Source organism: Breznakia blatticola (genome assembly GCF_004365815.1).
GTDB lineage: Bacteria > Bacillota_I > Bacilli_A > Erysipelotrichales > Erysipelotrichaceae > Breznakia > Breznakia blatticola.
In genome coordinates, this window is sequence record NZ_SODD01000039.1 from 1 (window position 1) to 23,916 (window position 23,916).

21 protein-coding genes are annotated in these 23,916 nt (G+C 35.1%); 15 read left to right on the plus strand and 6 right to left on the minus strand.

Annotation, left to right across the window (positions count from 1 at the left end):
• Positions 1-67: 67 nt before the first annotated feature.
• Positions 68-712 carry a CYTH domain-containing protein gene (locus EDD63_RS09185; protein WP_243833759.1) on the minus strand — a complete coding sequence of 215 codons (645 nt, stop codon included), beginning with the start codon at positions 710-712 and terminating at the stop codon, positions 68-70.
• An 87-nt stretch (positions 713-799) separates the two neighbouring features.
• Between EDD63_RS09185 and EDD63_RS09190 the strand changes: the two genes are divergently transcribed.
• The 3 genes from EDD63_RS09190 to nrdG all read left to right on the plus strand — a co-directional run bounded on the left by EDD63_RS09190 (position 800) and on the right by nrdG (position 4,577).
• Positions 800-1,573: an NAD kinase gene (locus EDD63_RS09190; RefSeq protein ID WP_134170702.1), complete on the plus strand. Its 774-nt coding sequence runs from the start codon at positions 800-802 to the stop codon at positions 1,571-1,573.
• A 141-nt stretch (positions 1,574-1,714) separates the two neighbouring features.
• Complete coding sequence (locus tag EDD63_RS09195) at positions 1,715-4,066, plus strand: anaerobic ribonucleoside triphosphate reductase (RefSeq protein ID WP_134170704.1); 2,352 nt, start codon at positions 1,715-1,717, stop codon at positions 4,064-4,066.
• Positions 4,059-4,577: an anaerobic ribonucleoside-triphosphate reductase activating protein gene (gene nrdG, locus EDD63_RS09200; protein ID WP_166667604.1), complete on the plus strand. Its 519-nt coding sequence runs from the start codon at positions 4,059-4,061 to the stop codon at positions 4,575-4,577. Before EDD63_RS09195 ends, nrdG begins: the two co-directional genes overlap by 8 nt.
• Before the next feature lie 19 nt (positions 4,578-4,596).
• On the opposite strand, the gene EDD63_RS09205 is transcribed toward nrdG, so the two are convergent.
• Together EDD63_RS09205 and EDD63_RS09210 are read right to left on the minus strand one after the other, a co-directional pair.
• Positions 4,597-5,910: an ATP-binding protein gene (locus EDD63_RS09205; RefSeq protein WP_134170706.1), complete on the minus strand. Its 1,314-nt coding sequence runs from the start codon at positions 5,908-5,910 to the stop codon at positions 4,597-4,599.
• Positions 5,907-6,632, minus strand: a complete 726-nt coding sequence (locus tag EDD63_RS09210) for a LytR/AlgR family response regulator transcription factor (protein ID WP_134170708.1) — start codon at positions 6,630-6,632, stop codon at positions 5,907-5,909. Before EDD63_RS09210 ends, EDD63_RS09205 begins: the two co-directional genes overlap by 4 nt.
• A 174-nt stretch (positions 6,633-6,806) precedes the next feature.
• Here EDD63_RS09210 and purD point away from each other — a divergent pair, with 174 nt between their 5' ends.
• The 5 genes from purD to EDD63_RS09235 all read left to right on the plus strand — a co-directional run bounded on the left by purD (position 6,807) and on the right by EDD63_RS09235 (position 14,304).
• On the plus strand, positions 6,807-8,051 hold the full coding sequence (purD, locus tag EDD63_RS09215; protein WP_134170710.1) for a phosphoribosylamine--glycine ligase: 1,245 nt from the start codon (positions 6,807-6,809) through the stop codon (positions 8,049-8,051).
• A gap of 3 nt (positions 8,052-8,054) precedes the next feature.
• Positions 8,055-9,377, plus strand: a complete 1,323-nt coding sequence (gene purB, locus EDD63_RS09220) for an adenylosuccinate lyase (RefSeq protein WP_134170712.1) — start codon at positions 8,055-8,057, stop codon at positions 9,375-9,377.
• Positions 9,378-9,518: 141 nt separating this feature from the next.
• Positions 9,519-11,240: a dihydroxy-acid dehydratase gene (ilvD, locus tag EDD63_RS09225; protein WP_134170714.1), complete on the plus strand. Its 1,722-nt coding sequence runs from the start codon at positions 9,519-9,521 to the stop codon at positions 11,238-11,240.
• A 183-nt stretch (positions 11,241-11,423) separates the two neighbouring features.
• The gene (locus EDD63_RS09230; RefSeq protein WP_134170716.1) at positions 11,424-12,749 is read left to right on the plus strand and encodes a 6-phospho-alpha-glucosidase; all 1,326 of its coding nucleotides are present in this window, start codon (positions 11,424-11,426) and stop codon (positions 12,747-12,749) included.
• Between the two features lie 28 nt (positions 12,750-12,777).
• Positions 12,778-14,304 (plus strand): PTS transporter subunit EIIC, encoded by a 1,527-nt coding sequence (locus EDD63_RS09235; protein ID WP_134170718.1) that lies wholly within the window; start codon positions 12,778-12,780, stop codon positions 14,302-14,304.
• 24 nt (positions 14,305-14,328) lie between these two features.
• On the opposite strand, the gene EDD63_RS09240 is transcribed toward EDD63_RS09235, so the two are convergent.
• Positions 14,329-15,072, minus strand: a complete 744-nt coding sequence (locus tag EDD63_RS09240; protein ID WP_166667605.1) for a MurR/RpiR family transcriptional regulator — start codon at positions 15,070-15,072, stop codon at positions 14,329-14,331.
• Positions 15,056-15,844, minus strand: coding sequence for a MurR/RpiR family transcriptional regulator (locus tag EDD63_RS09245; RefSeq protein WP_134170722.1), 789 nt, complete (start codon positions 15,842-15,844; stop codon positions 15,056-15,058). The genes EDD63_RS09240 and EDD63_RS09245 overlap by 17 nt, the downstream gene beginning before the upstream one ends.
• Positions 15,845-15,892: 48 nt before the next feature.
• Here EDD63_RS09245 and EDD63_RS09250 point away from each other — a divergent pair, with 48 nt between their 5' ends.
• From EDD63_RS09250 to EDD63_RS09280, 7 genes are all read left to right on the plus strand, one after another.
• The gene (locus EDD63_RS09250; protein ID WP_166667606.1) at positions 15,893-16,816 is read left to right on the plus strand and encodes an AEC family transporter; all 924 of its coding nucleotides are present in this window, start codon (positions 15,893-15,895) and stop codon (positions 16,814-16,816) included.
• A gap of 15 nt (positions 16,817-16,831) precedes the next feature.
• Complete coding sequence (locus EDD63_RS09255) at positions 16,832-17,311, plus strand: PTS sugar transporter subunit IIA (RefSeq protein WP_134170726.1); 480 nt, start codon at positions 16,832-16,834, stop codon at positions 17,309-17,311.
• Positions 17,308-18,438, plus strand: coding sequence for a glycerate kinase (locus EDD63_RS09260; RefSeq protein WP_134170728.1), 1,131 nt, complete (start codon positions 17,308-17,310; stop codon positions 18,436-18,438). Before EDD63_RS09255 ends, EDD63_RS09260 begins: the two co-directional genes overlap by 4 nt.
• Positions 18,439-18,448: 10 nt before the next feature.
• A complete protein-coding gene (locus EDD63_RS09265; RefSeq protein ID WP_208318318.1) occupies positions 18,449-19,105 on the plus strand; it encodes a bifunctional 4-hydroxy-2-oxoglutarate aldolase/2-dehydro-3-deoxy-phosphogluconate aldolase in 657 nt (218 codons plus the stop codon).
• A complete protein-coding gene (locus EDD63_RS09270) occupies positions 19,102-20,121 on the plus strand; it encodes a sugar kinase (RefSeq protein ID WP_134170730.1) in 1,020 nt (339 codons plus the stop codon). The genes EDD63_RS09265 and EDD63_RS09270 overlap by 4 nt, the downstream gene beginning before the upstream one ends.
• 150 nt (positions 20,122-20,271) lie before the next feature.
• Positions 20,272-21,825, plus strand: a complete 1,554-nt coding sequence (locus EDD63_RS09275; RefSeq protein WP_134170732.1) for an ABC transporter permease/substrate-binding protein — start codon at positions 20,272-20,274, stop codon at positions 21,823-21,825.
• Positions 21,826-21,837: 12 nt separating this feature from the next.
• Positions 21,838-22,566: an ABC transporter ATP-binding protein gene (locus EDD63_RS09280; RefSeq protein WP_134170734.1), complete on the plus strand. Its 729-nt coding sequence runs from the start codon at positions 21,838-21,840 to the stop codon at positions 22,564-22,566.
• Positions 22,567-22,605: 39 nt separating this feature from the next.
• Here EDD63_RS09280 and EDD63_RS09285 read toward each other — a convergent pair whose 3' ends face one another.
• On the minus strand, positions 22,606-23,817 hold the full coding sequence (locus EDD63_RS09285) for a chloride channel protein (RefSeq protein ID WP_134170736.1): 1,212 nt from the start codon (positions 23,815-23,817) through the stop codon (positions 22,606-22,608).
• Positions 23,818-23,916: the final 99 nt, after the last annotated feature.

The following is a 23,916-nucleotide window of genomic DNA, read 5'->3' on the forward strand; positions in this document are numbered from 1 at the left end:
ATACACTACAAAAAAGTGTGAAACTAAAAATGGCTAAAACCTTATGAATAAAGGGCTTAGCCATTTTTTATGCTTTTTTAACTTCTAAAGTCAAGTTTTGAATTAAAAAATCAAGACCTTTGTTAGACAAAGCACGAACAATTTTCGCAGGGGCGTTTGATGTGTATGTCAGCCCCACTTTCGCAAGTATTTCATTGAAGTTTGTTAGACCATCATGCGCTTGTGTATACTCATATTCAATTTCATAGTCTGTAACATCTCCATAGGTACTGATATCAAAACAAAGTTCGTAGCCATCTCCCACATACATTGCGCGTTTTGTGGTTAATGTAGCAACAAGTTCAAAAGGTCCTTCTAGATGATATTTGTTTAGTACCTTTTGGATTTGCTTGTCTTCAAATACGGATGCATCAACAGTATCTACCATTTGTTCGTATTCAATTAAATCGTCTCCCTTAATTTCTTTAAGGGTAAAGAGGTTGGTTCCAGCACTTTCACGAATCCGCATCGCTCCTTTTTGTTTCATGATCTCATAGTTTTTGTTATCATAGTAATAATTCGTTTGCGTGATGAAGTCAATCTCTGGATAATTTGTGATCAACTGATCAAATTGCTCTTTTGTTACTAGAATTTTATATTCTTTTTCGATATGTGTTTTCATAGCTATATCATACCACAGATACTGACTTGCTTCATCAAATGGAATGCACATAACCATATCTTTTTAGGGTGGTTATGGTATGATTAATATGAACATACAGTACGAAACTGTGGGATGTCATAAAGAAAGGATCTGCTTATGAGAAAATTTTCTGTATTTGTAAAAAATGATGCGAAGTCACAAAATATTAAAACAAAAATAACAGAACGTTTGCTTGCACACAACTACGTTGTGGATGAAGAGCAACCCGATTTAGTTGTTTGTGTTGGTGGTGATGGAACGATTTTAAGTGCAGTACACCATTATCTTCATCAATTAGAGTCCATTGAGTTTGTGGCAATCCATACAGGTACATTAGGTTTCTTTACCGATTACACGGAAAATGAGGTAGACCGTTGTATCCAAGATATTATTGATGACAATGTTTATGAGGTATTTAGTTCCTATTTACTAGAAGCCAATGTTAATGATTATACGGTATATGCGCTAAATGAAATTCGAGTTGAGAATATTCTACGTACACAAGTATTGGATATTTATATTGATGATGAATTCTTTGAAACGTTTAAAGGTAATGGAATGTGTCTAAGTACACAAGCAGGATCAACAGCATATAACCGTTCTTTGGATGGTGCTGTAATTGATAGCGGGATACGTGTAATGCAATTAACAGAAATTGCTGGTATTCAAGATAGTAAACATCGTTCCTTACGTGTGCCATACTTACTACAAGAAAACCGTAAGGTTACTTTTGTTGGCGATGACTTCACAAATAGTTTCATTTGCTACGACCATAAAAACCTATCTTTAGATAATGTCTCACGCATTGAATGTAAGATGAGTAACAAGCGTGTGAAATTCGTACGTTATCGTAAATACAGTTATTTGGATCGAGTACGTAATTTATATTAGCAACTTCGGTTGCTTTTTTTGTTTGTGAAAGAAAACAAAAACTTTACATTTTCCTGAAAGAAAAAAGATGCTTTTCAAGAAAAAAGTTGTTGTATATGTACTATAATATTGGTACGGAAGTCGTAAATGGGAGGCATACATATGATTGAAAATATTCAAAAAAGAGATGGACGAATTATTGCATTTGTACCTGAAAAGATTACAAGAGCAATTTACTTAGCAGCAAGTGCTGTGGCTAAAGAAGATGGGACAGAAGCAGATTACGAACAAGCAGAACGCTTAACTGATCAAGTAACTGGATATTTGAACAGTGTGTATCACAATACCACACCAACTGTGGAGCAAGTGCAAGATGCAGTTGTGCGTGTATTGATTGAAACAAACCACACAAGAACTAGTGAAGCGTATATTATTTACCGTTCTGAACGTAGTCGTATTCGTAACTTACGTACACGCTTAATGAAATCAATTGAAGAGATTACATATAGTGACGCAGAAGATAGCGATATGAAACGTGACAATGCTAACATCGATGGAAATACAGCCATGGGAACGATGTTGCAATATGGTAGTGCAGTAAGTAAAGAATTCTGTTTGTCACAAGTGATTAATCCAAAATATGCAAGAATGCATGAAGCTGGAGATATTCATATTCATGATTTAGATTTTATGAATATGGGAACGTTAACTTGTTGCCAAATTGACTTGGATAAATTATTCCATGGTGGATTTTCAACAGGTCATGGATTCTTACGTGAACCACAAGATATTTCAAGTTATGCAGCATTGGCAGCAATTGCAATTCAAAGTAACCAAAATGATCAACATGGTGGACAAAGTATTCCAGCATTTGATTACTACTTAGCTAAAGGTGTGGCAAAAACATTTAGAAAACGCTACAACCATAACTTACAAATTGCTGTAAAACTATTATTGAATAGTGATAAAAATATTAAAGAAGATTTAGAAAACATTGAAAAGCAAACAGGTAAATTACCAAGCTTGGATATGGATTATGATTATGCAGATGCATTAAAAGCATATTTAAAATCAACATTTGCAATCGATGATGCAATGGTTGAAAAGATTACGACATATACATATAACGAAGCGCGTGAAGAAACGGATAAAGCAACTTACCAAGCAATGGAAGGATTTATCCATAACTTAAACACGATGCATTCAAGAGCTGGTGCACAAGTACCATTCTCTAGTATTAACTTTGGTACAGATACTTCAATTGAAGGAAGAATCTTGATGAAGAACTTATTGCTTGTACAAGAAGCAGGTTTAGGAAATGGAGAAACTCCGATTTTCCCAATTCTTATCTTCAAAGTAAAAGAAGGTGTAAACTATAACCCACAAGACCCTAACTATGATTTATTCCAATTAGCGATTCGTGTAAGTGCAAAACGCTTATTCCCGAACTTTGTCTTTGTGGATGCACCATTTAACCTTCAATACTATGATCCAAATGATTTCAAAAGTGAAATTGCGACAATGGGATGTCGTACCCGTGTCATTAGTAATGTAAATGGAGAAAACACACCAGTAGGTCGTGGAAACAACTCATTTACTACCATCAACTTACCTCGTTTGGGAATTAAACATGGAGTCGTTGGTGAAAAAGGTTTCTTCGATCGCAGTGCATTTTTCCAAGAACTAGATGAAGAACTTGAAACGGTAATTTCTCAATTATTAGAAAGAGCAATGATTCAAGGAAATAAGAAAGTGAAAAACTTCCCATTCTTAATGGGACAAGGTGTGTGGATTGATTCTGAGAAATTAGACTGGAATGACACACTTGAAGAAATGGTAAAACAAGGTACACTTTCGATTGGGTTTATTGGACTTGCTGAATGTTTAGTCGCTTTAATTGGTGAACACCATGGAGAAAGTGAAGAAGCACAAGAGCTTGGTTTAGAAATTATTGGTTACATGCGTACTAAATGTGATGAAGCATGTAAAAAATATGGACAAAACTTTGGGGTTATTGCGACTCCTGCTGAAGGATTGTCTGGACGTTTTACACGTATTGATCGTAAAAAATATGGAAATATTCGTGGGGTAACAGACCGTGATTACTATACGAACTCAAACCACGTTCCTGTATATTACCCAATTAGTGCGCAAGAAAAAATTGCAATTGAAGCACCTTACCATGAACTTACAAATGCAGGACATATTGCATATGTAGAACTTGATGGAGATCCAGTGAAAAACTTAGCAGCATTTGAACGTGTAGTTCGCCATATGAAAGAAAGCGGTATTGGATACGGAAGTATTAACCACCCAGTGGACCGTGATACAGTTTGTGGATTCTCTGGTGTGATTGACGGACACATCTGTCCAAAATGTGGACGTGATGAAAGCACAAGTTCGATTAAATTCGACCGTATTCGTCGTATCACAGGATACTTGGTAGGAACGCTTGATCGTTTCAATGATGGTAAAAAAGCTGAGGAAAAAGACCGCGTTAAACACAATGTCTAAACAAATACGACTTGCTGCTCCTTTACAATTTGATAGCATTGTAGATGGACCTGGGTTACGCGTTGTCTTATGGACACAAGGGTGTCCGCATGGTTGTCCTGGTTGTCATAATCCAGAAACATGGGATGCAAAAGCCGGAGAACTCTATGATGTTGATGCACTTGTAAAAGCAATCAAAGCAAATCAACTACAAGAGGGTCTTACCTTATCAGGAGGAGAACCTTTTGATCAAGCAGATGCACTTATTGATATTGTTAGGCAAGTTAGAAATGAGAGTTTCAATGTTTGGGCATATAGCGGATATACTTATGAACAGTTATTAGCTACTGAAAGCAAGTATGACTTGCTTAAGGAAATCGATGTACTTGTCGATGGAAAATTTATACAATCGCTATGTGCCTATACATTGTTATACAAAGGTTCAAGTAATCAACGTATTATTGATGTACAAGCATCGCTTAAAGCAAATGAAATTGTTTTATGGAAAGATCCATACATCATCAATATATAAAGAAAATCCAACGGACAAGTTATGAGGCTTGTATCGTTGGATTTTTTAATGCTTTAGGTGCAACACCAGTAGCACGTAAAATTTGCTTATCTTTGTCGTAATCGAATTGTAGATATCCACCATGTGCTTCCATAATCTCATCAGCTAATACGTAATCAGGTTGAACATTTGGATTATCGCTTAGTTCGACATCATCTGCACTTAATTCAAAGTTCATTACATACCAGTATTCACTATTTTGATCATGAATACGTAATGCTTTTTCTTTTGTGTTACTCGACATGATTTTATCAATGCTCATATTTAAGAAAGTTGCTACACAAAAGCAAAGTTCATCTTCACTAAAATCGATATCTTTTGGGATGTTTAGTGAACAATCAAAGGTGATTCCATGTTGCTCACAAACCTCTGATGTTTCAGAAATAATAGAGTCAATTAACAAGTCATTTGAATATTGATGATAGTTTGCATCAATAGAATCATATTGTTCTTGCAGACGTGCAAGTAATTGCTCATGATCTAAATTCTCACTATTTTCAGTAAGCTCATATAATAACCAGTGATAATCATGTTTAACTTTACGTAAAGAACGAATATAATCAACATTCTTCTTATAGTGAACTTTTTGGGTATCAATTAAATGTAATAAGCGATTGTTATCTCGTGCACTTTCCATATAGGAAATGTTGTTGTATTGATATAAAAAGATCCAAATATATGTTGAAAATAATAGCAAGGCAATCGTCAAGTGATAGATTGGAATAAAGATATCATTATCGTCTACTTGATATATTGCAGTTGAACAAAGTAGGATCACTCCATAAATTAATAATAGTGTAGTTAGTATTTCTCTAAGTTTCTTATAGTGTGACATTCGAAAAATGTTAAACTCGCGCAAGAGATGATTAACGAATGCATACATAAAGATACTGATAATCGGTGAACTGAAAAATGGTATCGGTTTGCTTGCTACGTCTCGATAGAAAATCGAGTAGAAAGAAGCACCAGTCACAATGGCGTTCAATGAAGAAATAATACACTGTGTAAATACATAAATAAGAACATACTCCGTGGTAAAAAACAAGCGACCCCAGAGCGGTGTTTTTAATAAGGCAAAAATTAAGATGTATATCACAATAAACGAAATGAGTATTTGCACTGGATAGTCAAATTGGAACTCAAAGAATAACGTTGCTGGATATACTAGCAGGATGGCTGCATAGTAGATAGGTAGACTGACTCGTCGTGGATATACGCGTTGCATACAATGAAAGGCATATAAGCAATACACAATCCACATGATAATCACAACACCCTGTTTTTCTAAACTCATGCTTTACCTCTTTTGTTTAAATAATCTGTAAATGCACCGCGACTATTTGCATAATATGATTTTCCAATCGGTATTTCTTTTCCATTACGCAAGGTAATCATCGTTGGAGAAAACCGAATGATGTGTTTCATATTTACGATAAATGAACGATGCACACGTAAGAAGCTATCCATTGGTAAAGCTTCCTCTAGATCTTGCATCTTCCCATAAAAATCGTCGACTCCATGTGTCGTGTCAATGATAGTAACTCGACCATTGATTTCAAATGAATAAATATCATTTGTGTCCACAAAGTGATCACTTCCACGTTTTTTATATGTAAATTGCGGTGACCGCGTATTTCGTAATTCAATCGCTTTTAATAATGCATCTTCTAGCTTTCCACTATAAAATGTATCTTTTGTAATGTAATGAAGTGGCATGGTATCAAATGCTTCAAAGACATGGTCCTTGCTTGATGTAATAAAGATGATCTGGGCATCTGAGCCCATATTACGTATTTTCTTAGCCAGCTCGATCCCACTCATGTCTGGTAAATATACATCCAATAAAAAGATATCAACTTCTTTTAAATGATCCGCAAGAAAAAACAACAATTCTTCTGCGGTTTTAAACGTCGATAATTGCATCATTACATTATGTTTTTTATCAAAGTCTTCGAGAAATTCAACTTCTCTTTCTCTTGTTCTTTGATTGTCCTCACACAAACAAATTTCAATCATAAACTTACTCCCTTTTGTTTCTCTACTTTACTTGCTTTCAGTTTACAACCTATTTTATAAATTGACAATTGATTGGAACTGTAAATATTTGTAAATTGTATATGTATTTGTTTCGTCTTATATTGTGATTGTGAAGCAAATCAAGTAAAATAGAACCGATGAAGGAGAATGATAATGAAAGTACTAGTCATTGGAAAAGGTGGAAGAGAACACGCGATTGCAGATGCAGCACATCGTTCACGTCTTGTAGAAGAAGTATTCGTAGCTCCAGGAAGTTATGGAATGCGCAATGTTGCAACACAAGTGGATATTGCACAAGATGATTTTGAATCGTTGATTGAATTTGCAAAAGAAAATGAAATTGGATTAACAATTGTAGGTCCTGAAGATGCACTTGCAGCTGGAATTGTAGATGCATTTGAAGCAGCAGGATTGAAAATCTTTGGTCCAAGTAAAGCTGCAGCACAAGTGGAAGCAAGTAAAGACTTTGCGAAAAAGTTGATGAAGAAATACAATATTCCAACTGCTGCTTACCAAACATTTACAACAAAAGATGAAGCAGTTACTTATGTGCGCCAACAAGGTGTGCCAATTGTGATTAAAGAGGATGGTTTAAAAGCAGGAAAAGGTGTGACGGTTGCCACAACGATGGAAATGGCACTTGAAGCACTCGATATTGCCTTTGATATTCCAGGTAACCAAGTGGTTATTGAAGAATGTTTGGAAGGATTTGAGTTCTCACTCATGAGTTTTGTTTGCAATGATATTGTGATTCCAATGGAAATCTCGCAAGATCATAAACGTGCATATGATAATGATGAAGGTCCAAACACTGGTGGAATGGGTATTTATTCACCAGTACGTAAAATTACACCTGAAATTGTTGCACAAGCAATGCAAGAGATTATGGTTCCAATGGCAAAAGGTATGAAAGAAGAAGGCGTACCGTTTACTGGATTTTTATATGGGGGATTGATGCTAACAGATGATGGCATCAAAACCATTGAATTTAACGCTCGCTTTGGAGATCCTGAAGCGGAAGTTATATTACCAAGATTACGTAGTGACTTCATTGAAGTAATTACCAATATCATGGATCAAAAAGTGATGGATTTAGAATGGGATGACATGGTAACTCTTGGTGTGGTTATGGCTAGTGAAAACTATCCTGCCTCATCAACAAAAGGAGCTATTATTACTGGACTGGATGAAGTCGAAGGTTTGGTATATCACATGGGAAGTGCATACAAAGATGGAAACTTCGTGACTGATGGTGGTCGTGTACTGATCGTTGTTGGTGTAGGAAGCACACTTGAAGAAGCTTATGATAAAGCGTATGCAGATGTGAAGAAAATCAAATGTGATAAACTATTCTATCGCTCAGATATTGGAAAAAAAGATATGAAAGGAAATGCGTAAATTATGTTAGATCGTTATTCGAAACCGGAAATGCGTGAAATTTGGAGTGAACAAAACAAGTTTGATGCATATTTAAAAGTTGAAATATTGGCTTGTGAAGCATGGAGTGAAATGGGAGAAATCCCAAAAGAAGATGTGCAAAAACTTTGGGACAATGCATCATTTGACATTGATCGAATTTATGAGATTGAAAAAGAAACACGTCATGATGTTGTTGCCTTTACACGTGCAGTAAGTGAGACTTTAGGTGAAGAAAAGAAGTGGGTGCACTACGGACTAACAAGTACAGATGTTGTTGATACAGCATATGGTTACTTATACAAACAAGCAAATGCAATTCTTTATAAAGATTTAGGCGAGTTTATGGATGTCTTAAAAGTCCAAGCGCTTCGCTATAAAAATACACCGATGATGGGAAGAACGCATGGGGTACATGCAGAAATCACAAGTTTTGGTTTGAAGTTCTTACTTTGGTTTGAAGAAATGAAACGTAACTTTAAACGTTTTGAAGAAGCTGCCAAAGGAGTTGAATGTGGAAAAATTTCTGGTGCGGTTGGAACATTTGCCAATACGCCACCATTTGTTCAAGACTATGTTTGCGACAAGCTGGGAATTGATTCAGCAAAGATTTCAACACAAACACTGCAAAGAGACCGTCATGCAGAATACTTTGCGACACTTGCTTTAATTGGTAGTAGTTTAGAAAAAATGGCAACAGAGATTCGTCATCTACAACGTACAGAAGTACGTGAAGCAGAAGAATACTTCCGTAAAGGACAAAAAGGAAGTAGCGCAATGCCGCATAAACGTAACCCAATTGGTTCAGAAAACATCGTTGGATGTTCAAGAGTATTACGTGGGTATATGTTAAGTGCATATGAAGATGTACCTTTATGGCATGAACGTGATATCTCACACTCAAGTGTGGAACGTATCATTGCACCAGATGCTACAGAATTATTAGATTACATGTTACGTCGTTTTACAAACATCCTTGCTAATTTAACGGTGTTTGAAGATAACATGTTAGAAAATATTGGCAAGACATATGGCGTGATTTTCTCACAACGCTTTATGTTGAAATTAATTGAAAAAGGTTGGTCACGCGAACAAGCATATGACACAGTACAACCAAATGCGATTAAATCATGGGAGAATAAAATCCCATTTAAGGAATTAATGGAAGCTGATCCAAAAGTGCGTGAAACACTTACACAAGCAGAAATTGATGACTGTTTTGATCCAATGTATCAACTTAAAAATGTAGATGAAATCTACAAACGTGTTGGACTGATGTCTGACAATCAAGAACCGATCGACGAATAATAGAATAAAACGGTATCTGCGAAGGTACCGTTTTTAATATAAATAATATAAGAAACAAATTGATGAAAAACTTAAATCTTTGTGATAAACTTCTTATATCTCATAAATTACAAATCCTTAACAGAAAGTTGAGGAAAGAAAATGTCATTAAAAAGTCAAGAAATTAGAAAAATTGCTCCAGAAATGGATCCATTACGAATGGGAATGGGATGGAGTAGTGAAGATTTAGAAAAACCGCAGATTATTATTGAAAGCACATTTGGTGATAGTCATCCGGGAAGTGCACATTTGAATGAACTTGTTCGAAATGCGGAGTTATCTGTGAATAATAGTGGCGGAAAAGCCGCGAAATACTATGTTACAGATATTTGTGATGGAATGGCGCAAGGTCATGATGGAATAAATTACTCTTTGGTAAGTCGAGACATGATTGCAAATATGATAGAAATTCATGTTAATGCTACTACTTTTGATGGTGGAGTTTTTATTGCAAGTTGTGATAAAAGCGTACCAGCAATCTTGATGGGTGTTGGTAGAGTGAATATTCCTAGTATTGTAGTGACGGGTGGGGTGATGGATGCGGGTCCAGATTTACTTACCTTGGAACAAATCGGTACATACAGTGCGATGTGTAAGCGTGGTGAAATCAGTGAGCAACAATTGACGTATTATAAACAGCATGCCTGTCCATCGTGCGGAGCTTGTTCATTTATGGGGACAGCATCAACAATGCAAATTATGGCAGAAGCTTTGGGTTTAATGTTGCCAGGAAGTGCCTTGATGCCTGCGACATCTGAAGATTTATCGGAAATTTCAAGATTGGCTGGTGAACAAGTTCTGAAACTTGTGGAGTTAGGGTGGAAACCTAGTGATATAGTTACTAAAGAAAGCTTCGAAAATGCGGTTATGGTTCATGCTGCAATATCAGGTTCGACAAATAGTCTTTTACATATTCCTGCAATTGCTAATGAATTCGGTATTGAATTTGATGCAGAAATGTTTGATCAAATGCACAAGAATGCTAAATATTTACTAGATATTCGCCCAGCAGGTAAATGGCCGGCGCAGTTCTTCTACTATGCTGGTGGAGTTCCTCGTGTTATGGAAGAAATTAAAGAGTTTTTACACTTAGATGTTAAAACTGTTACTGGGAAGACGCTCAAAGAAAATTTAGAAGATTGCAAACGAAATAGTTTTTATGAAAAGGCAGAAGTGTATCTTAAGGAATGGAAACTTAAACCAAGTGATATCATACATAATATTAATAATCCGATTGGAGTGAATGGAACTATTGCTATTTTAAAAGGTAATCTTGCACCCGGAGGTGCTGTTGTTAAACATTCGGCAGTTCCTAAAGAGATGTTTCATGCAAAATTACGTGCTCGTGTATTCAACTCAGAAGAAGAAGCGATGGATGCGGTAATTACTAGAAATATTCACCCAGGAGATGCAGTCATTATTCGATATGAAGGACCAAAAGGCAGTGGAATGCCGGAGATGTTTTATACAACCGAAGCGATTTCCTCTGATCCAATTTTAGCAACTACAATTGCGTTAATTACAGATGGAAGGTTTTCTGGAGCAAGTAAAGGTCCAGCAATTGGTCATGTTTCGCCTGAAGCGGTTGATGGTGGACCAATAGCGTTAATTGAGAATGATGATATTGTTGAAATTGACATACTTAATCGCTCATTGAACATAATTGGAGTAAACGGTATTGAATGTTCGCCTCATGAAGTGGATTGTATTTTAGAACAAAGGATGAAGCGTTGGCAAAAGAGGGTGAGTAAGTATACACATGGGGTACTAAAGACATATACAGAAAATGCAGTATCACCGATGAAAGGTGGATATATTAAATAACGGTTAAGGGGATGTTTTTAATCCCTTTTTCTTTATGAAAAAAATTCCGTTTTTGTAAATAATTTCAGTTGTAAGGGTTTACAATCAAGAGTTTATTAAAGTGTTTTCATTTTTCTGTGTAAGTGCTATATTGCAATTGTATTCAAAAGGCCGTTGAATAAATCAGAGAAAGGATTAGTAATTATGAGAAAATTTAGCGTATGTATTGTTGGTGGAGGAAGTACATTTACTTTGGGATTCTTAAAGTCATTTGTGAGAATGAGAGAACAGTTCCCGCTAAAAAAATTAGTATTATTCGATATCGACAAAGAACGTCAAGACATTATAGGTAAATTCGGAGAGATTTTATTTAATGAAAAATTTCCTGAATTAGAATTTGTATATACAACAGATGTTAAAGAAGCATATGAAGGAATGGATTTTGTATTTATGCAAATGCGTGCAGGAGGGTTACCGATGCGTGCTAAAGATGAACATATTCCTTTATCTATGGGAATGGTTGGTCAAGAAACATGTGGAGCAGGAGGAATGGCATATGGTCTTCGATCAGTGGTTGATATGATCAAGGCAGTACATGATATTAGAGAATTTGCACCTGCAGCATGGATTTTAAACTACTCTAATCCTGCAGCAATTGTAGCAGAAGCATTACGTAGAGAATTTCCAAATGATAAGAGAATCTTAAATATTTGTGATCAACCAGAAAATGTAGTTCGTTCATGCAGTAGATTGTTAGGGGTTGATTGGGAAACGTTAGATCCAGTATACTTCGGCTTAAATCACTACGGATGGTTTACACATATTTATGATATAAATACAGGAGAAGATTTATTGCCTAAAATTAAGGATTTAATTAGCCAAAATGGATTCTTACCACAGGATGCAGAACAACGTGATCCATCATGGTTAGATACATATGGAATGGTAGAAACACTGATGAAAGATTATCCAGAGTTTTTACCAAATACGTACAATCAATACTACTTATATCCAGAATACAAAGCTTCTCATCTAAATCCAGATTTCACACGTGCCGACGAAGTAATGGCAGGTCGTGAAAAACGTGTATTCACTGAGTGTAAAGAAGTAATTGCCGCTGGAACACTAGGTGACAAATTTGATGATATTAGTGATGCGCATGCAGAAATGATGATCAACGTTGCAGAAGCCATTGCTTATAACAAAAATAACCGCCACATTTTAATTGTAGAGAATAACGGAGCAATTAATAACATGCAAGATGATGCTATGGTTGAAGTAGTATGTGAACTTGGAACAAACGGTCCAAGACCGATGCGTGTAGGAAATATTCCACAGTTTAATCTTGGGTTGCTAGTAAACCAAGTATCATGTGAAAAACTAATTGCTGATGCATACTTCGAAAAGTCATATCAAAAAGCATTGGAGGCATTCACTTTAAATCGTATGATTAATGATGGTAAAAAAGCAAGAAAGATTCTTGATGCATTAATTGAAGCAAACAAAGGAATGTGGCCAGATTTGAAATAACTAAACAAAATATAAAAGGGGTCTAAATATGAAAAGAAGAATTATGGATTTTTTATCAGCGCTTGGCCGTAGTTTGATGATGCCTATTGCAGCATTGGCTGCTTGTGGTATTGTTCTTGGATTAACTGCTGCGTTGTTAAAACCACAAGTTATAGAAGTATTACCATTCCTATCAAATGGTGGAGTAAGTTATATCATTACTATGTTGAACAAAGTTTCTGGTGTTGTGTTTACTCTAATTCCAGTTTTATTTGCAATGTCAATTGCATTTGGAATGGCAAAGGAAGATAAAGAAATTGCAGCATTTGCTGGATTCATCGGATACTATACTTTCTTAGTAAGTTCGAGTGTAATGATAAGTTCAGGAATTATGGATTTTAGTGCCATGAAAATCTCAGCTATTCTAGGTGTAGAAACTGTAGATATGGGGGCTGTTGCGGGAATTCTTATAGGGGTAGTAGTAGCAGCTTTACACAATAGATTTCATAAAATTATCTTTCCTGTTGCGATTGCATTTTATGGAGGAAAACGATTTGTTTCAATTATTGTAATATTAGTAGCTGCACTACTTGGACAAGTTATGCCAATAGTATGGGAACCAGTTTCAATGGGAATTAATGCACTAGGTACTGCAATTGGAGAAGCAGGAGCATTTGGAGTGTTTATCTTTGGTTTCTTAGAACGACTATTAATACCTACAGGTCTTCACCATGTATTAAATGGTGTATTTAGAACAACTGCTGTAGGTGGGATATATGAAGGAGTTGAGGGATGTTTAAACATATTCTTACAATTTTTTGATAAAGTTCCTATCGAAACAATGCGTCCTTTTACTCAGTTTTTAGGACAAGGGAAAATGCCGTTTATGATGTTTGGATTACCAGCAGCTGCACTTGCAATTTATAAAACCTCGCCAAAAGAGAAGAAAGCAAGAGTAAAAGCTTTACTTCTTGCTGGAGTTGCAGCTTGTGTAATTTCAGGAATTACTGAACCAGTTGAGTTTGCGTTTATGTTTATTGCACCTCCTTTATTCTTATTTCATGCAGTAATGGGTGGTATATCATTTATGCTTATGTCTGTCTTGGGAGTTATCGTTGGGAATACCGGAGGGGGAGTCATTGATTTCTTTATTTGGGGTGTTTTACAGCCTGGTTCAAACTGGTATTGGATTGTAATTGTTGGATTATTTTATATGCCAATTTACTACTTTACTTTCAAATGGTATCTTACAAAAAAATCTTTGTCTATTGATGTAGAGGAAGAAGAGGTAGTTGAAGGAGAGTATTTAGAAGGTGAAGAAAAAGCACTAGGAGATCCAATTGGACTTATGGTAATAGAAGGTCTAGGTGGATATGAAAATATAAAAACTGTGAACAATTGTATTTCTAGATTAAGAGTAGATGTAGTTGACATGTCAAAAGTAGACGAAAAACTACTCAGAAAAACTGGATCTGCAGGAATCATCAAACCATCGGAAACACATATTCAAGTAGTGTATGGACCAAAAGTAGAAAAAGTTGCAAATGCTGTGAAATCAGCAATGGCAGTAAGGTAAAAAAAAGAGCAACGAAAGTTGCTCTTACTTATTATTTAACATATATGCAGAACTATACATCTCAATAATAATTTGTGTGATAGTTAGCATCCCAATACGTGGGTTAATTTCTTTATCATGGTACATGAAATTATCTTCTTTTACGCAGTAGACAGCATCACAATATGATGCTAGTCGTGAATCTTTCTTCGTTGTTATTAGAATTAGAATACCTTTCATTTGATGTATTTTTTCTGCTAGTTTCTTGTATCTGTCGTACGAAGAATCACCGCTAAAGATAATAAAGAGAGTACCTTCTTGCATTGACTCACTCAAACTATATAAAACATGGCGATCTCCAATTAAGATACATGGACGATCAGCTGTTGTAAGGTTTACGTGCAAATATTTAGCACAAATATAGTTAAGACCGCTCCCATGGATGTATAAAGAACTATCACATTTGATAAAAGAAAGAATTTTCTCTAGAGAATGGATATCTACATCTTCCGTTGTTTTATTAAACAGCGTAATGATATTTGATTTACTTGCATTTCCTTCAGCTTGTAAGAGTTGTTGCTTGATTTGATATTTTAAATCATGAAAACCAGAGAAACCAAGTTTAATACAAAAACGAGTCATAGTTGCACTAGAGACAAATGAATTTTCACTTATTTTTTGAGCACTCATGTAAGGGATACTTTCAATATTTTCGTGCAAATATGTCAAAAGTTCACGTTCGCTTTCTGTTAGCTGTAATGTGTATGCTTTTTCAATTATTTGTATCATGATGCACCTCCGATTCTTGTAGCGAAGCCACATAGGTTTGCAACAAATCGTTTACTACATAGAAAATGGGTAATCTTGATGTAAAGTCTGTATTTATATTTTTTCTTTGGTATGTAAAAAAACGAAGACTAACATCAGATAAAGCAGCAATATTGTTTTTCTGAAAAGGTGTAATTGATAAAACTTTAATATTATGAAATTTAGCAGTTTTAACAATTTCAAATGCAGGTCCAAAATTTCCACTTGCACTTATCATCAAAAGCAAGTCATTATGGCTAAGTTTTTCTACAACGTGTTTGAGTTGATGTTCTGCGTCATATTTATAAACATTTTGTCGTCCGATAGTAAATAGGTACTTTTCAACATAATCAACAATGACTCCAGTTAGACCACTACTATCGAACAAATGGATACTTTGTGTTGTAGTTAATAAATCTACAGCCTTTGCTATATCACCTTCATTTAGAACTCTCATTGTGCCATCAATATCGTAAGATAAATCAGAAAGTATACGATTAATATTTGTATTTTCAATGACAGATGGTTCGTTTCTTTCATTTGGGGCTTTTAATGAGAATTTGAGTTCGGCAAATCCTGAAAAACCAATTTTCTTGCAAAAACGAATGATAGATGAGGGTGAGAAGTTGACTGCATTTGCAAACTCTTGAACACTCATTGAATGTACGTCATCAACATGTGTATATATATAATCTAAAATCTTTAATTCACTTTTATTTAAGTTGTCTACAGGAATAGATCTAATATCGTTCATATGTTACCTCATATAAATTATACCATACTCAAAATGAAAGGAGAAAAAATGGATTTTGGTGTTTTATTAAAAACAATGCTCCAATTATTTGTACTTATACTAATTGGAGTGTATATAAAAAGTAAAAATATATTAAATGAACAAAGTGCAAAACCTATTTCATACATTGTTGCAAACATACTTACACCAGCAATGGTTCTTGCATCCTCGGTTAGTTCAAGCACACTTGATAATTCTGATATGATCATTTGTTTAGTACTTGGAGTTTTTCTGTATGCTGTTTTCATTGTCATTGTAAAAATAGTAATTCATTTATTTTTTAAAAAGGACAATCAAAGTTCTATATACCAGATTATGTTGGTTTTCTCGAACATTGCGTTTATCGGTTATCCACTCTTAAGGGTTATGTATGGTGAATATGCAGTGTTTGTATTTACTGTGATGCATTTACCATTCAATCTTCTTATATACACGTATGGAGTATATTTGCTTAGCAAAGATTCAATAAAAAAAGATCTAAGAAGTTATATAAAACTATTTTTATCTCCTGGTGTATTGGCATCATTTGTGGGTTTAATTTGCTTTTTTACAAGTATTCAACTTCCAACTGTTCTTACAGGAGTATTCGATTTGCTTGGAGATGCGACAGTGCCACTAAGTATGATTGTAGTAGGTGTGAATATTAATCTTAGTTCTTCAATTACAAGCAATGAGATGTTTTCGTTGTGTAAATTGCTTTTTCTAAAACTTTTACTTTTTCCAATACTTGGATACCTTATAGTTCAGTGTATAGATGTGAGTACGTTCATGAAAGAGTTGCTAATGTTTTCTTTCATGTTGCCGTCGGGTTCATTGGCGCTGATGTTAGGAATGGAATATAACATAGATGTGCGAATATCAACTATATGCATATCATTAACTACGCTTATTTCAGTGGTGACTATACCACTATACATATATTTATTATTTTAAGAAAAGAGGAGATTTATGTTTAAATTTTTAAAAAAAGAGAAGAGTCAAAATGTGTATTCACCAATGAATGGTAAATATGTAGCATTAGAAAATGTAAAGGATGAAGTATTTGCATCGAAGATGATGGGTGATGGTTTCGCGATTGAACCTAATGAGCTGAAAATATCCGCTCCGTTAAATGGAAAAGTAACAATGGTTGCAAAGACAAAACATGCAATTGGAATTACGACGGGTGAAGGCCTAGAGTTATTAATTCACTTTGGTTTAGATACAGTTACTCTAGATGGTGAGGGTATAGATGTTCATGTAAATGAAGGTGATGAGGTAGTACGTGGAATGCTTCTCATGGAAGGAGATGCGAATTTTTTGAAGCAAAAACAAATTGATTTGACAACTATGGTTATTTTAATAAGCGAAAATAAAATAACCAAGAGATTAGAAATTGAAAAAAACGTGACTATTGATGATGTGATAATGGTGTGTGATAGGAAATGATAAAGGTTGTATTTGCGTGTGATTCATTTAAAGAAAGCATGTCTGCACATCACGCATGTTTAGCAGCAAGACGGGGGTTTGATCGCGTGTTTGGGAATGATTATTTGCCGATACTTATTCCTATGTCCGATGGTGGAGAAGGGATTCTGGATTCTATTCTTCCTACTCTACAAGGAAACATAGAAAGTATGTATACGTTTGAGTTAACTGGAAAACCGATCGAAGCTAGATATGGATGGGTAGAAAAATCAAAAACAGCAATCATTGAATCCGCAGACACTTGTGGATTAACTCTTATAAAAAAAGAAGATAGAAATCCATTACTGCAAACAACATACGGATTAGGGTTAATGATTTCGAAGTTAGTTGATAAAGGAGCAAAGCACATAGTTATTGGACTTGGTGGTACGGGAACGAATGATGGTGGCCTTGGTTGCATTTGTGCACTAGGCGATGTCCCTATTTGTGATGTTAAGAATGTGTCTTCAGCATTATCATTAGCAAAAAAATCATTTAAAAAAGCAAAGGAAAAATTAAAAGGAATTCAAATAAGTGCGCTTTGTGATGTGGATGCAAAGTATATTGGACCAACTGGAGCAACCTATATGTTCGGAAAACAAAAAGGTGCAACAAATCAAATGGAAAAAGATTTAGAAGCGTATTTGTCAGAATTTAGCCTATTTATTCAACAATCAACTGGGGAGGATATCGCATTGGTTGAAAAAACCGGTGCAGCAGGAGGATTATCTGGTGCATTATATGCGTTAGGAGCAAAAAATATCGCTGGGATAGATTATGTGAAGGATGTATTAAATTTTTCTAGTTTAATCGATGATGCTGATTTAATTATTACTGGTGAAGGTAAAATAGACAAACAAACAATTCATGGAAAAGTCATTGCTGGAATTTGTAATGAAGCAAAACAAAAGGATATACCAGTTATTGCCTTAGCAGGCAGTGTCGATTTGAATATAGATGAAATGTACGGAGTCGGAATGACAGCTGCAGTTTCTATATTAAATCAAATTAGTAGCTTAGATGAAGCACTTATTACAGGTGAACAGTGCATGGAATTCACTGGATACAATATAGCAAAACTATATTTAGCAATAAGTAAAAAATGTTAAAAAGGAAAATATGATGAATATAAATAAAATAAAAGAAACAACTCTAAAATGTGGCATATTGCCAGTAATTAAAATAAATCAAAGTAAGGATGCAATTCCATTAGCAAAAGCACTAATTGCTGGTGGTTTACCTGCTGCTGAAATTACATTTCGAACAACTTGTGCAAGCGAAGCAATTGCAAATATTAAAAAAGCATATCCAGATATGTTGGTTGCAGCTGGAACTGTAATAACAAATGAACAAGCAGATCAAGCAATACAAGCAGGTGCAGATTTTTTAATCTCTCCAGGTATTAATGAGAGTTTAATCAAATATTGCCAAGCAAAAGACTATGTAATTATTCCAGGTGTAACTTCTGCATCGGAAGCACAATTAGCATGTACGCTTGGACTTGAAGTTGTTAAGTTTTTCCCTGCTGCAACGAGTGGTGGAGTAAAAGCAATTCAAGCATTAAGTGCTCCATTCTCTCAGTTGGAATTCATGCCGACAGGTGGAATTAACGAAAAAAACTTAGAAGAGTATTTATCATGTTCGAATATTATTTGTTGCGGTGGAAGTTGGATGGTAAAAGAAAACTTAATTAATGAAAAGAACTTTTCACAAATTACTGCTCTTGTTAAAGAAGCAACAAATTTAGTGAAAAAAATTAAAGGTGTAAAATTATGAAAGTTATTACATTTGGTGAGATTATGTTACGTCTTGCCCCATACGGATATTTAAAGTTCCTTCAAACGGATAGTTACGAAGCTACGTTTGGTGGTGGAGAAGCAAATGTTGCGGTGTCTCTAGCAAATTATGGAGTGGATGCGGCTTTTGTATCAAAGTTACCAAAACATGAAATTGGCCAATGTGCTGTTAATACATTAAGAAAATATGGTGTGGATACTTCTATGATTACACGCGGTGGGGATCGCGTTGGAATCTATTACCTAGAAAAAGGGGCATCACAAAGAGCAAGCAAGGTGATTTATGACCGTGCTGGATCTGCTATGCAGAAAGCTACAGAAGATGATTTTGATTGGGATACAATTTTTACAGGAGTAGATATATTTCATTTTACTGGAATTACGCCTGCACTTGGAAAAGAACTTGCAGATATTACATTAACTGCTTGTGAAAAAGCAAGAGAAAAAGGAATTATGATTACTTGTGATTTAAACTTTCGTAAAAAACTTTGGTCAAAAGAAGAAGCAAATGCAGTAATGAGCAAATTATGCGATTATGTGGATGTTTGCATTGCTAATGAAGAAGATGCAGCAGATGTATTTGATATTTATGCATCAAACACAAATATTACAAGTGGAGAAATTAACCATGAAGGTTACATCGATGTGGCTAAGCAACTGCAAGCACGTTTCAATTTCAGTCACGTTGCAATTACGTTAAGAGAGTCTATTAGCGCATCCGATAACCGTTGGTCAGCTATGTTATATACAAAAGGTAAAGCATATTTTTCTAAAAAGTATGACTTACGCATTACTGACCGTGTCGGTGGTGGTGATAGCTTTGGTGGTGGTTTAATCTATGCACTACTTCATAAGTATAATGCACAAGATTCCATTGAATTTGCAGTAGCAGCAAGTGCTTTAAAACACTCGATTCAAGGTGATTTTAATTTGGTGAGTGTTGAAGATGTAAATACATTGGCGTTGGGCGATGGATCTGGACGTGTGCAAAGATAAAAAAAAGATTTATTTATTGAGAAATAGAAATTGTATTGAAAAAAACAAGGTGTTTACAAGTATGTAGACACCTTTTAATATTGAGCATTTGACAAGTAAAATAGTTTCAAATCATATATGATTAAATAAACAAAAAGGAGGAAAGGGTACATGGATTTTATAATGGATGTGTTGACGCTATTTCATGATCGCGCAGATTTTTTCTTGAATTTAGTGTTTCAACATTTGCAAATATCACTAATTGCCATATTGATTGCAACCATTCTTGGATTGCTGCTAGGGATATGGATTAGTGAACACCAAAAAAGTAGTAATATAGTGATTGGGATTGTCAATTTTATATATACAATACCGTCAATTTCACTATTAGGATTTTTAATTCCATTTTCGGGTATTGGAAATACAACAGTTATTATTGCCCTTGTTGTATATGCACTATTACCAATGGTTCGAAACACCCATACAGGAATTACCAATATTAATCCTGCAATCATTGAAGCTGCCAAAGGGATGGGTAGTACAAAGATGCAAATATTATGGAAAATTAAACTACCATTAGCATTACCAACCATCATGTCAGGATTCCGTAATATGGTTGTCATGACGATTGCCTTAACGGGTATTGCTTCATTTATTGGAGCTGGAGGATTAGGGGTTGCTATTTATCGAGGAATTACAACTAATAATGCAGTTATGACTTTTGCAGGAAGTTTACTGATTGCCTTATTAGCATTCTTTATGGACTTTATCTTTGGTCGTTTAGAAAAAGCACTAACTGCACGTCGTCCAAATGCAAAACGAAAGATGTTCGTAGAAATTGCAAGTGCGGCGGTTGTTATTTTATTAGTGTTTGCAATGTTGTTTAGTAACATATTTGGGAAAACGGATAAAGTGATTCACTTAGCCACAAAACCAATGACGGAACAGATGATCATTGGTGAAGCACTAAAAATATTAATCGAACAAGAAAGTGATCTTACTGTAGAAATCACTGAAGGTGTTGGTGGAGGAACAAGCAATATTCAACCGGCAATGGAAAAAGGTGAATTTGATATATATCCAGAATATACAGGGACAGGATGGAATGCGGTTTTAAAAGAAAAAAGTATATATCATGAGTCCATGTTTAAAGAACTACAAGATAAATACAAAGAAGCATATGATTTCTCTTGGGTTTCTGGTTATGGATTCAACAACACCTATGGTATTGCTGTTGCTAAAGAAATTGCCCAAGCATACAACATCAAAACATATAGTGATCTTGCCAAATACACACCACAATTAACATTTGGTGCAGAGTATGATTTCTATGAACGTGAAGATGGATATGAAGCACTACAAAGTGCATATGATTTCAATTTTAAAGAAACGGTGGATTTGGATATTGGCTTAAAATACCAAAGTATCCAACAAGGAGATGTGGATGTCATCGTCGTATTTACAACAGATGGTCAATTAAATGATGATCGAATTGTTGTACTAGAAGATGATAAAAACTTCTTCCCTTCATATATGGCATACAATGTGGTACGTAATGAAACATTAACGAAATATCCAGAACTTAAAGAAATCTTGGATAAATTAGAAAATAAAATAAGTGATTCAACAATGGCACGTTTGAATTATGAAGTTGAGGTTAATAAAAAAGAACCAAAACAAGTAGCTAAAGAGTTCTTAGATGAACTTGGGCTACTAAAGGAATAGGAGGTGGTTTTCTTGAATACGATTATTGAATTTAAACATGCAAGAAAATCCTATGGAGACCATGTAGTCATTCCTGATTTGAATTTAAAAATTGAAAAGGGAGAATTTGTGACACTTATTGGTTCTAGTGGGAGTGGAAAAACCACCATCTTAAAAATGATCAATGGATTGATTCCATTAGATGCAGGAAGTGTATATGTGGAAGGAAAAGATATCGCGACAGAAGATTTAATAAGTTTACGTCGTAACATTGGATATGCGATTCAAGGAAGTGGATTATTTCCACATATGGATGTTGAAGATAACATTGCGTATGTACCAAACTTATTAAATAAGAAAGATAAGCAACGTACAAGAAAGGCTGTTGAAAAATGGATTCAAGTAGTTGGCTTAGAAAGAGATTTACTCGATCGTTATCCTGATGAATTATCAGGAGGGCAACAACAACGTGTTGGAATTGCTCGTGCACTAGCTGCAAGTCCAGAAATATTACTTATGGATGAACCCTTTGGCGCAGTAGATGATATTACCCGTCATATGTTGCAAGATGAAATCAAAAGAATTCATGAGCAAACAGGTGTGACGATTGTCTTTGTTACGCATGATATTCGTGAAGCATTGAAACTTGGAACTAAAGTGATTGTTTTGGAACATGGAGAAATCGCGCAATACGATACACCTGAAGCCATTCAACAAGCACCAGCAAATGATTATGTAAAACAACTCATATCAGACAAATAAAAAACATGCATGTCCAAAATTGGATGTGCATGTTTTGCGTTATGAAGCATGATACTTTTGTGCGCTATAGATCGTATACTTTTGATTGACTAAATAGGCAACAGTACATACAAGTAAGAAATAGGGTAGATAACTAAATCCAAAGACTTCTGTACCAATAAAGGATGGAGCAAGAAATGTACGTGTTGCACTCCCAAAGACACTTGCATAACCTAAAGCTGCCACAAACGTAAATGGCAATTGGAAAATAGAAGATAGAACAACACCAAAACTTGCACCAATAGCAAATAAAGGAGTCACTTCACCACCAAGAAAACCAACCCCTATGGTAATAACGGTTAGTCCGATTTTGATGATCCAATCATAATCATAAATCGTATGTCCTAGAAAACTATCGTTAATTAGGTTTGTCCCTAAACCAGAATAACGTCCACTATATAAAAGTATAGAAGCAATAGAAATACATATTCCGCCAATGATGATACGGATGATTGGGTTAGGAAAATGTTTGGCAAAAAAGGTTTTTGATAGTTGTAATAGTTTTGCGAAGACTGCTCCAACTAGACCAAATAAGATACCAATGGCAATGAGTTTCACAATAAGCATAAGTGAGAATGGAACTTGATCTTGAAGTACAAAACTAAACTTCTCTAAACCAAGATATGATGACATTGTGCTTGCACTAAAAGCTGCAACTAAGGCAAAGGGAATTGCTTTGTAGTATAACTTACCGACAATAAGAACTTCTGTGGCAAAGAAGGTAGCTGCAATTGGGGTTTCAAATAATCCAGCAAACCCAGCGGCAATCCCAATAACGATAAATGTTTTACGATCATTATCTAAGTGGAAAATGTTTCCTAGATGATTGGATATGGTTGCACCAAGTTGAACGGCAACACCTTCACGTCCAGCACTTCCACCAAATAAGTGAGTAAGCCAAGTACCCACAATTGAAAAGGGAATCATGCGTAAAGGAATGGATGTTTCATTTGTTTTTTTATCAGTGGTTTCAAAAACAAGTGTCATTCCCTTTGTCGCAGAGGAACCATATCGTTGATAGATGTAAGTAAATATCGCCCCAACAAATGCAAGAAAGGGTATTAAATAGATAAAGTGTTCCACTCGAAAGTCACTAATAAGTAATAATATCTTACCAAAAATGGTATCGATTATGCTGACACTAATACCAATGAGTATGCTAAGTAGAAGTAACAGTAAAGTGTGTGTTATATGGGTGTGTGATGCATTCATAGTTATTCTCCTGTTATGAAGTGACCATTGTCAAGAGTAAATTTACATTCATAATAACCTTAATTATTAAATTGTCATCAATGGCACATAAAAGCCCCG

Coding starts and splice junctions, on each gene's coding strand:
- EDD63_RS09260 (WP_134170728.1), top strand. CDS start 17,308: ATGATAAAGGTTGTATTTGCGTGTGATTCATTTAAAGAAAGCATGTCT.
- ilvD (WP_134170714.1), top strand. CDS start 9,519: ATGTCATTAAAAAGTCAAGAAATTAGAAAAATTGCTCCAGAAATGGAT.
- EDD63_RS09195 (WP_134170704.1), top strand. CDS start 1,715: ATGATTGAAAATATTCAAAAAAGAGATGGACGAATTATTGCATTTGTA.
- EDD63_RS09205 (WP_134170706.1), bottom strand. CDS start 5,910: ATGAGTTTAGAAAAACAGGGTGTTGTGATTATCATGTGGATTGTGTAT.
- EDD63_RS09210 (WP_134170708.1), bottom strand. CDS start 6,632: ATGATTGAAATTTGTTTGTGTGAGGACAATCAAAGAACAAGAGAAAGA.
- purB (WP_134170712.1), top strand. CDS start 8,055: ATGTTAGATCGTTATTCGAAACCGGAAATGCGTGAAATTTGGAGTGAA.
- EDD63_RS09190 (WP_134170702.1), top strand. CDS start 800: ATGAGAAAATTTTCTGTATTTGTAAAAAATGATGCGAAGTCACAAAAT.
- EDD63_RS09235 (WP_134170718.1), top strand. CDS start 12,778: ATGAAAAGAAGAATTATGGATTTTTTATCAGCGCTTGGCCGTAGTTTG.
- EDD63_RS09230 (WP_134170716.1), top strand. CDS start 11,424: ATGAGAAAATTTAGCGTATGTATTGTTGGTGGAGGAAGTACATTTACT.
- nrdG (WP_166667604.1), top strand. CDS start 4,059: ATGTCTAAACAAATACGACTTGCTGCTCCTTTACAATTTGATAGCATT.
- EDD63_RS09245 (WP_134170722.1), bottom strand. CDS start 15,844: ATGAACGATATTAGATCTATTCCTGTAGACAACTTAAATAAAAGTGAA.
- EDD63_RS09285 (WP_134170736.1), bottom strand. CDS start 23,817: ATGAATGCATCACACACCCATATAACACACACTTTACTGTTACTTCTA.
- purD (WP_134170710.1), top strand. CDS start 6,807: ATGAAAGTACTAGTCATTGGAAAAGGTGGAAGAGAACACGCGATTGCA.
- EDD63_RS09275 (WP_134170732.1), top strand. CDS start 20,272: ATGGATTTTATAATGGATGTGTTGACGCTATTTCATGATCGCGCAGAT.
- EDD63_RS09185 (WP_243833759.1), bottom strand. CDS start 712: ATGTGCATTCCATTTGATGAAGCAAGTCAGTATCTGTGGTATGATATA.
- EDD63_RS09240 (WP_166667605.1), bottom strand. CDS start 15,072: ATGATACAAATAATTGAAAAAGCATACACATTACAGCTAACAGAAAGC.
- EDD63_RS09270 (WP_134170730.1), top strand. CDS start 19,102: ATGAAAGTTATTACATTTGGTGAGATTATGTTACGTCTTGCCCCATAC.
- EDD63_RS09255 (WP_134170726.1), top strand. CDS start 16,832: ATGTTTAAATTTTTAAAAAAAGAGAAGAGTCAAAATGTGTATTCACCA.
- EDD63_RS09250 (WP_166667606.1), top strand. CDS start 15,893: ATGGATTTTGGTGTTTTATTAAAAACAATGCTCCAATTATTTGTACTT.
- EDD63_RS09265 (WP_208318318.1), top strand. CDS start 18,449: ATGATGAATATAAATAAAATAAAAGAAACAACTCTAAAATGTGGCATA.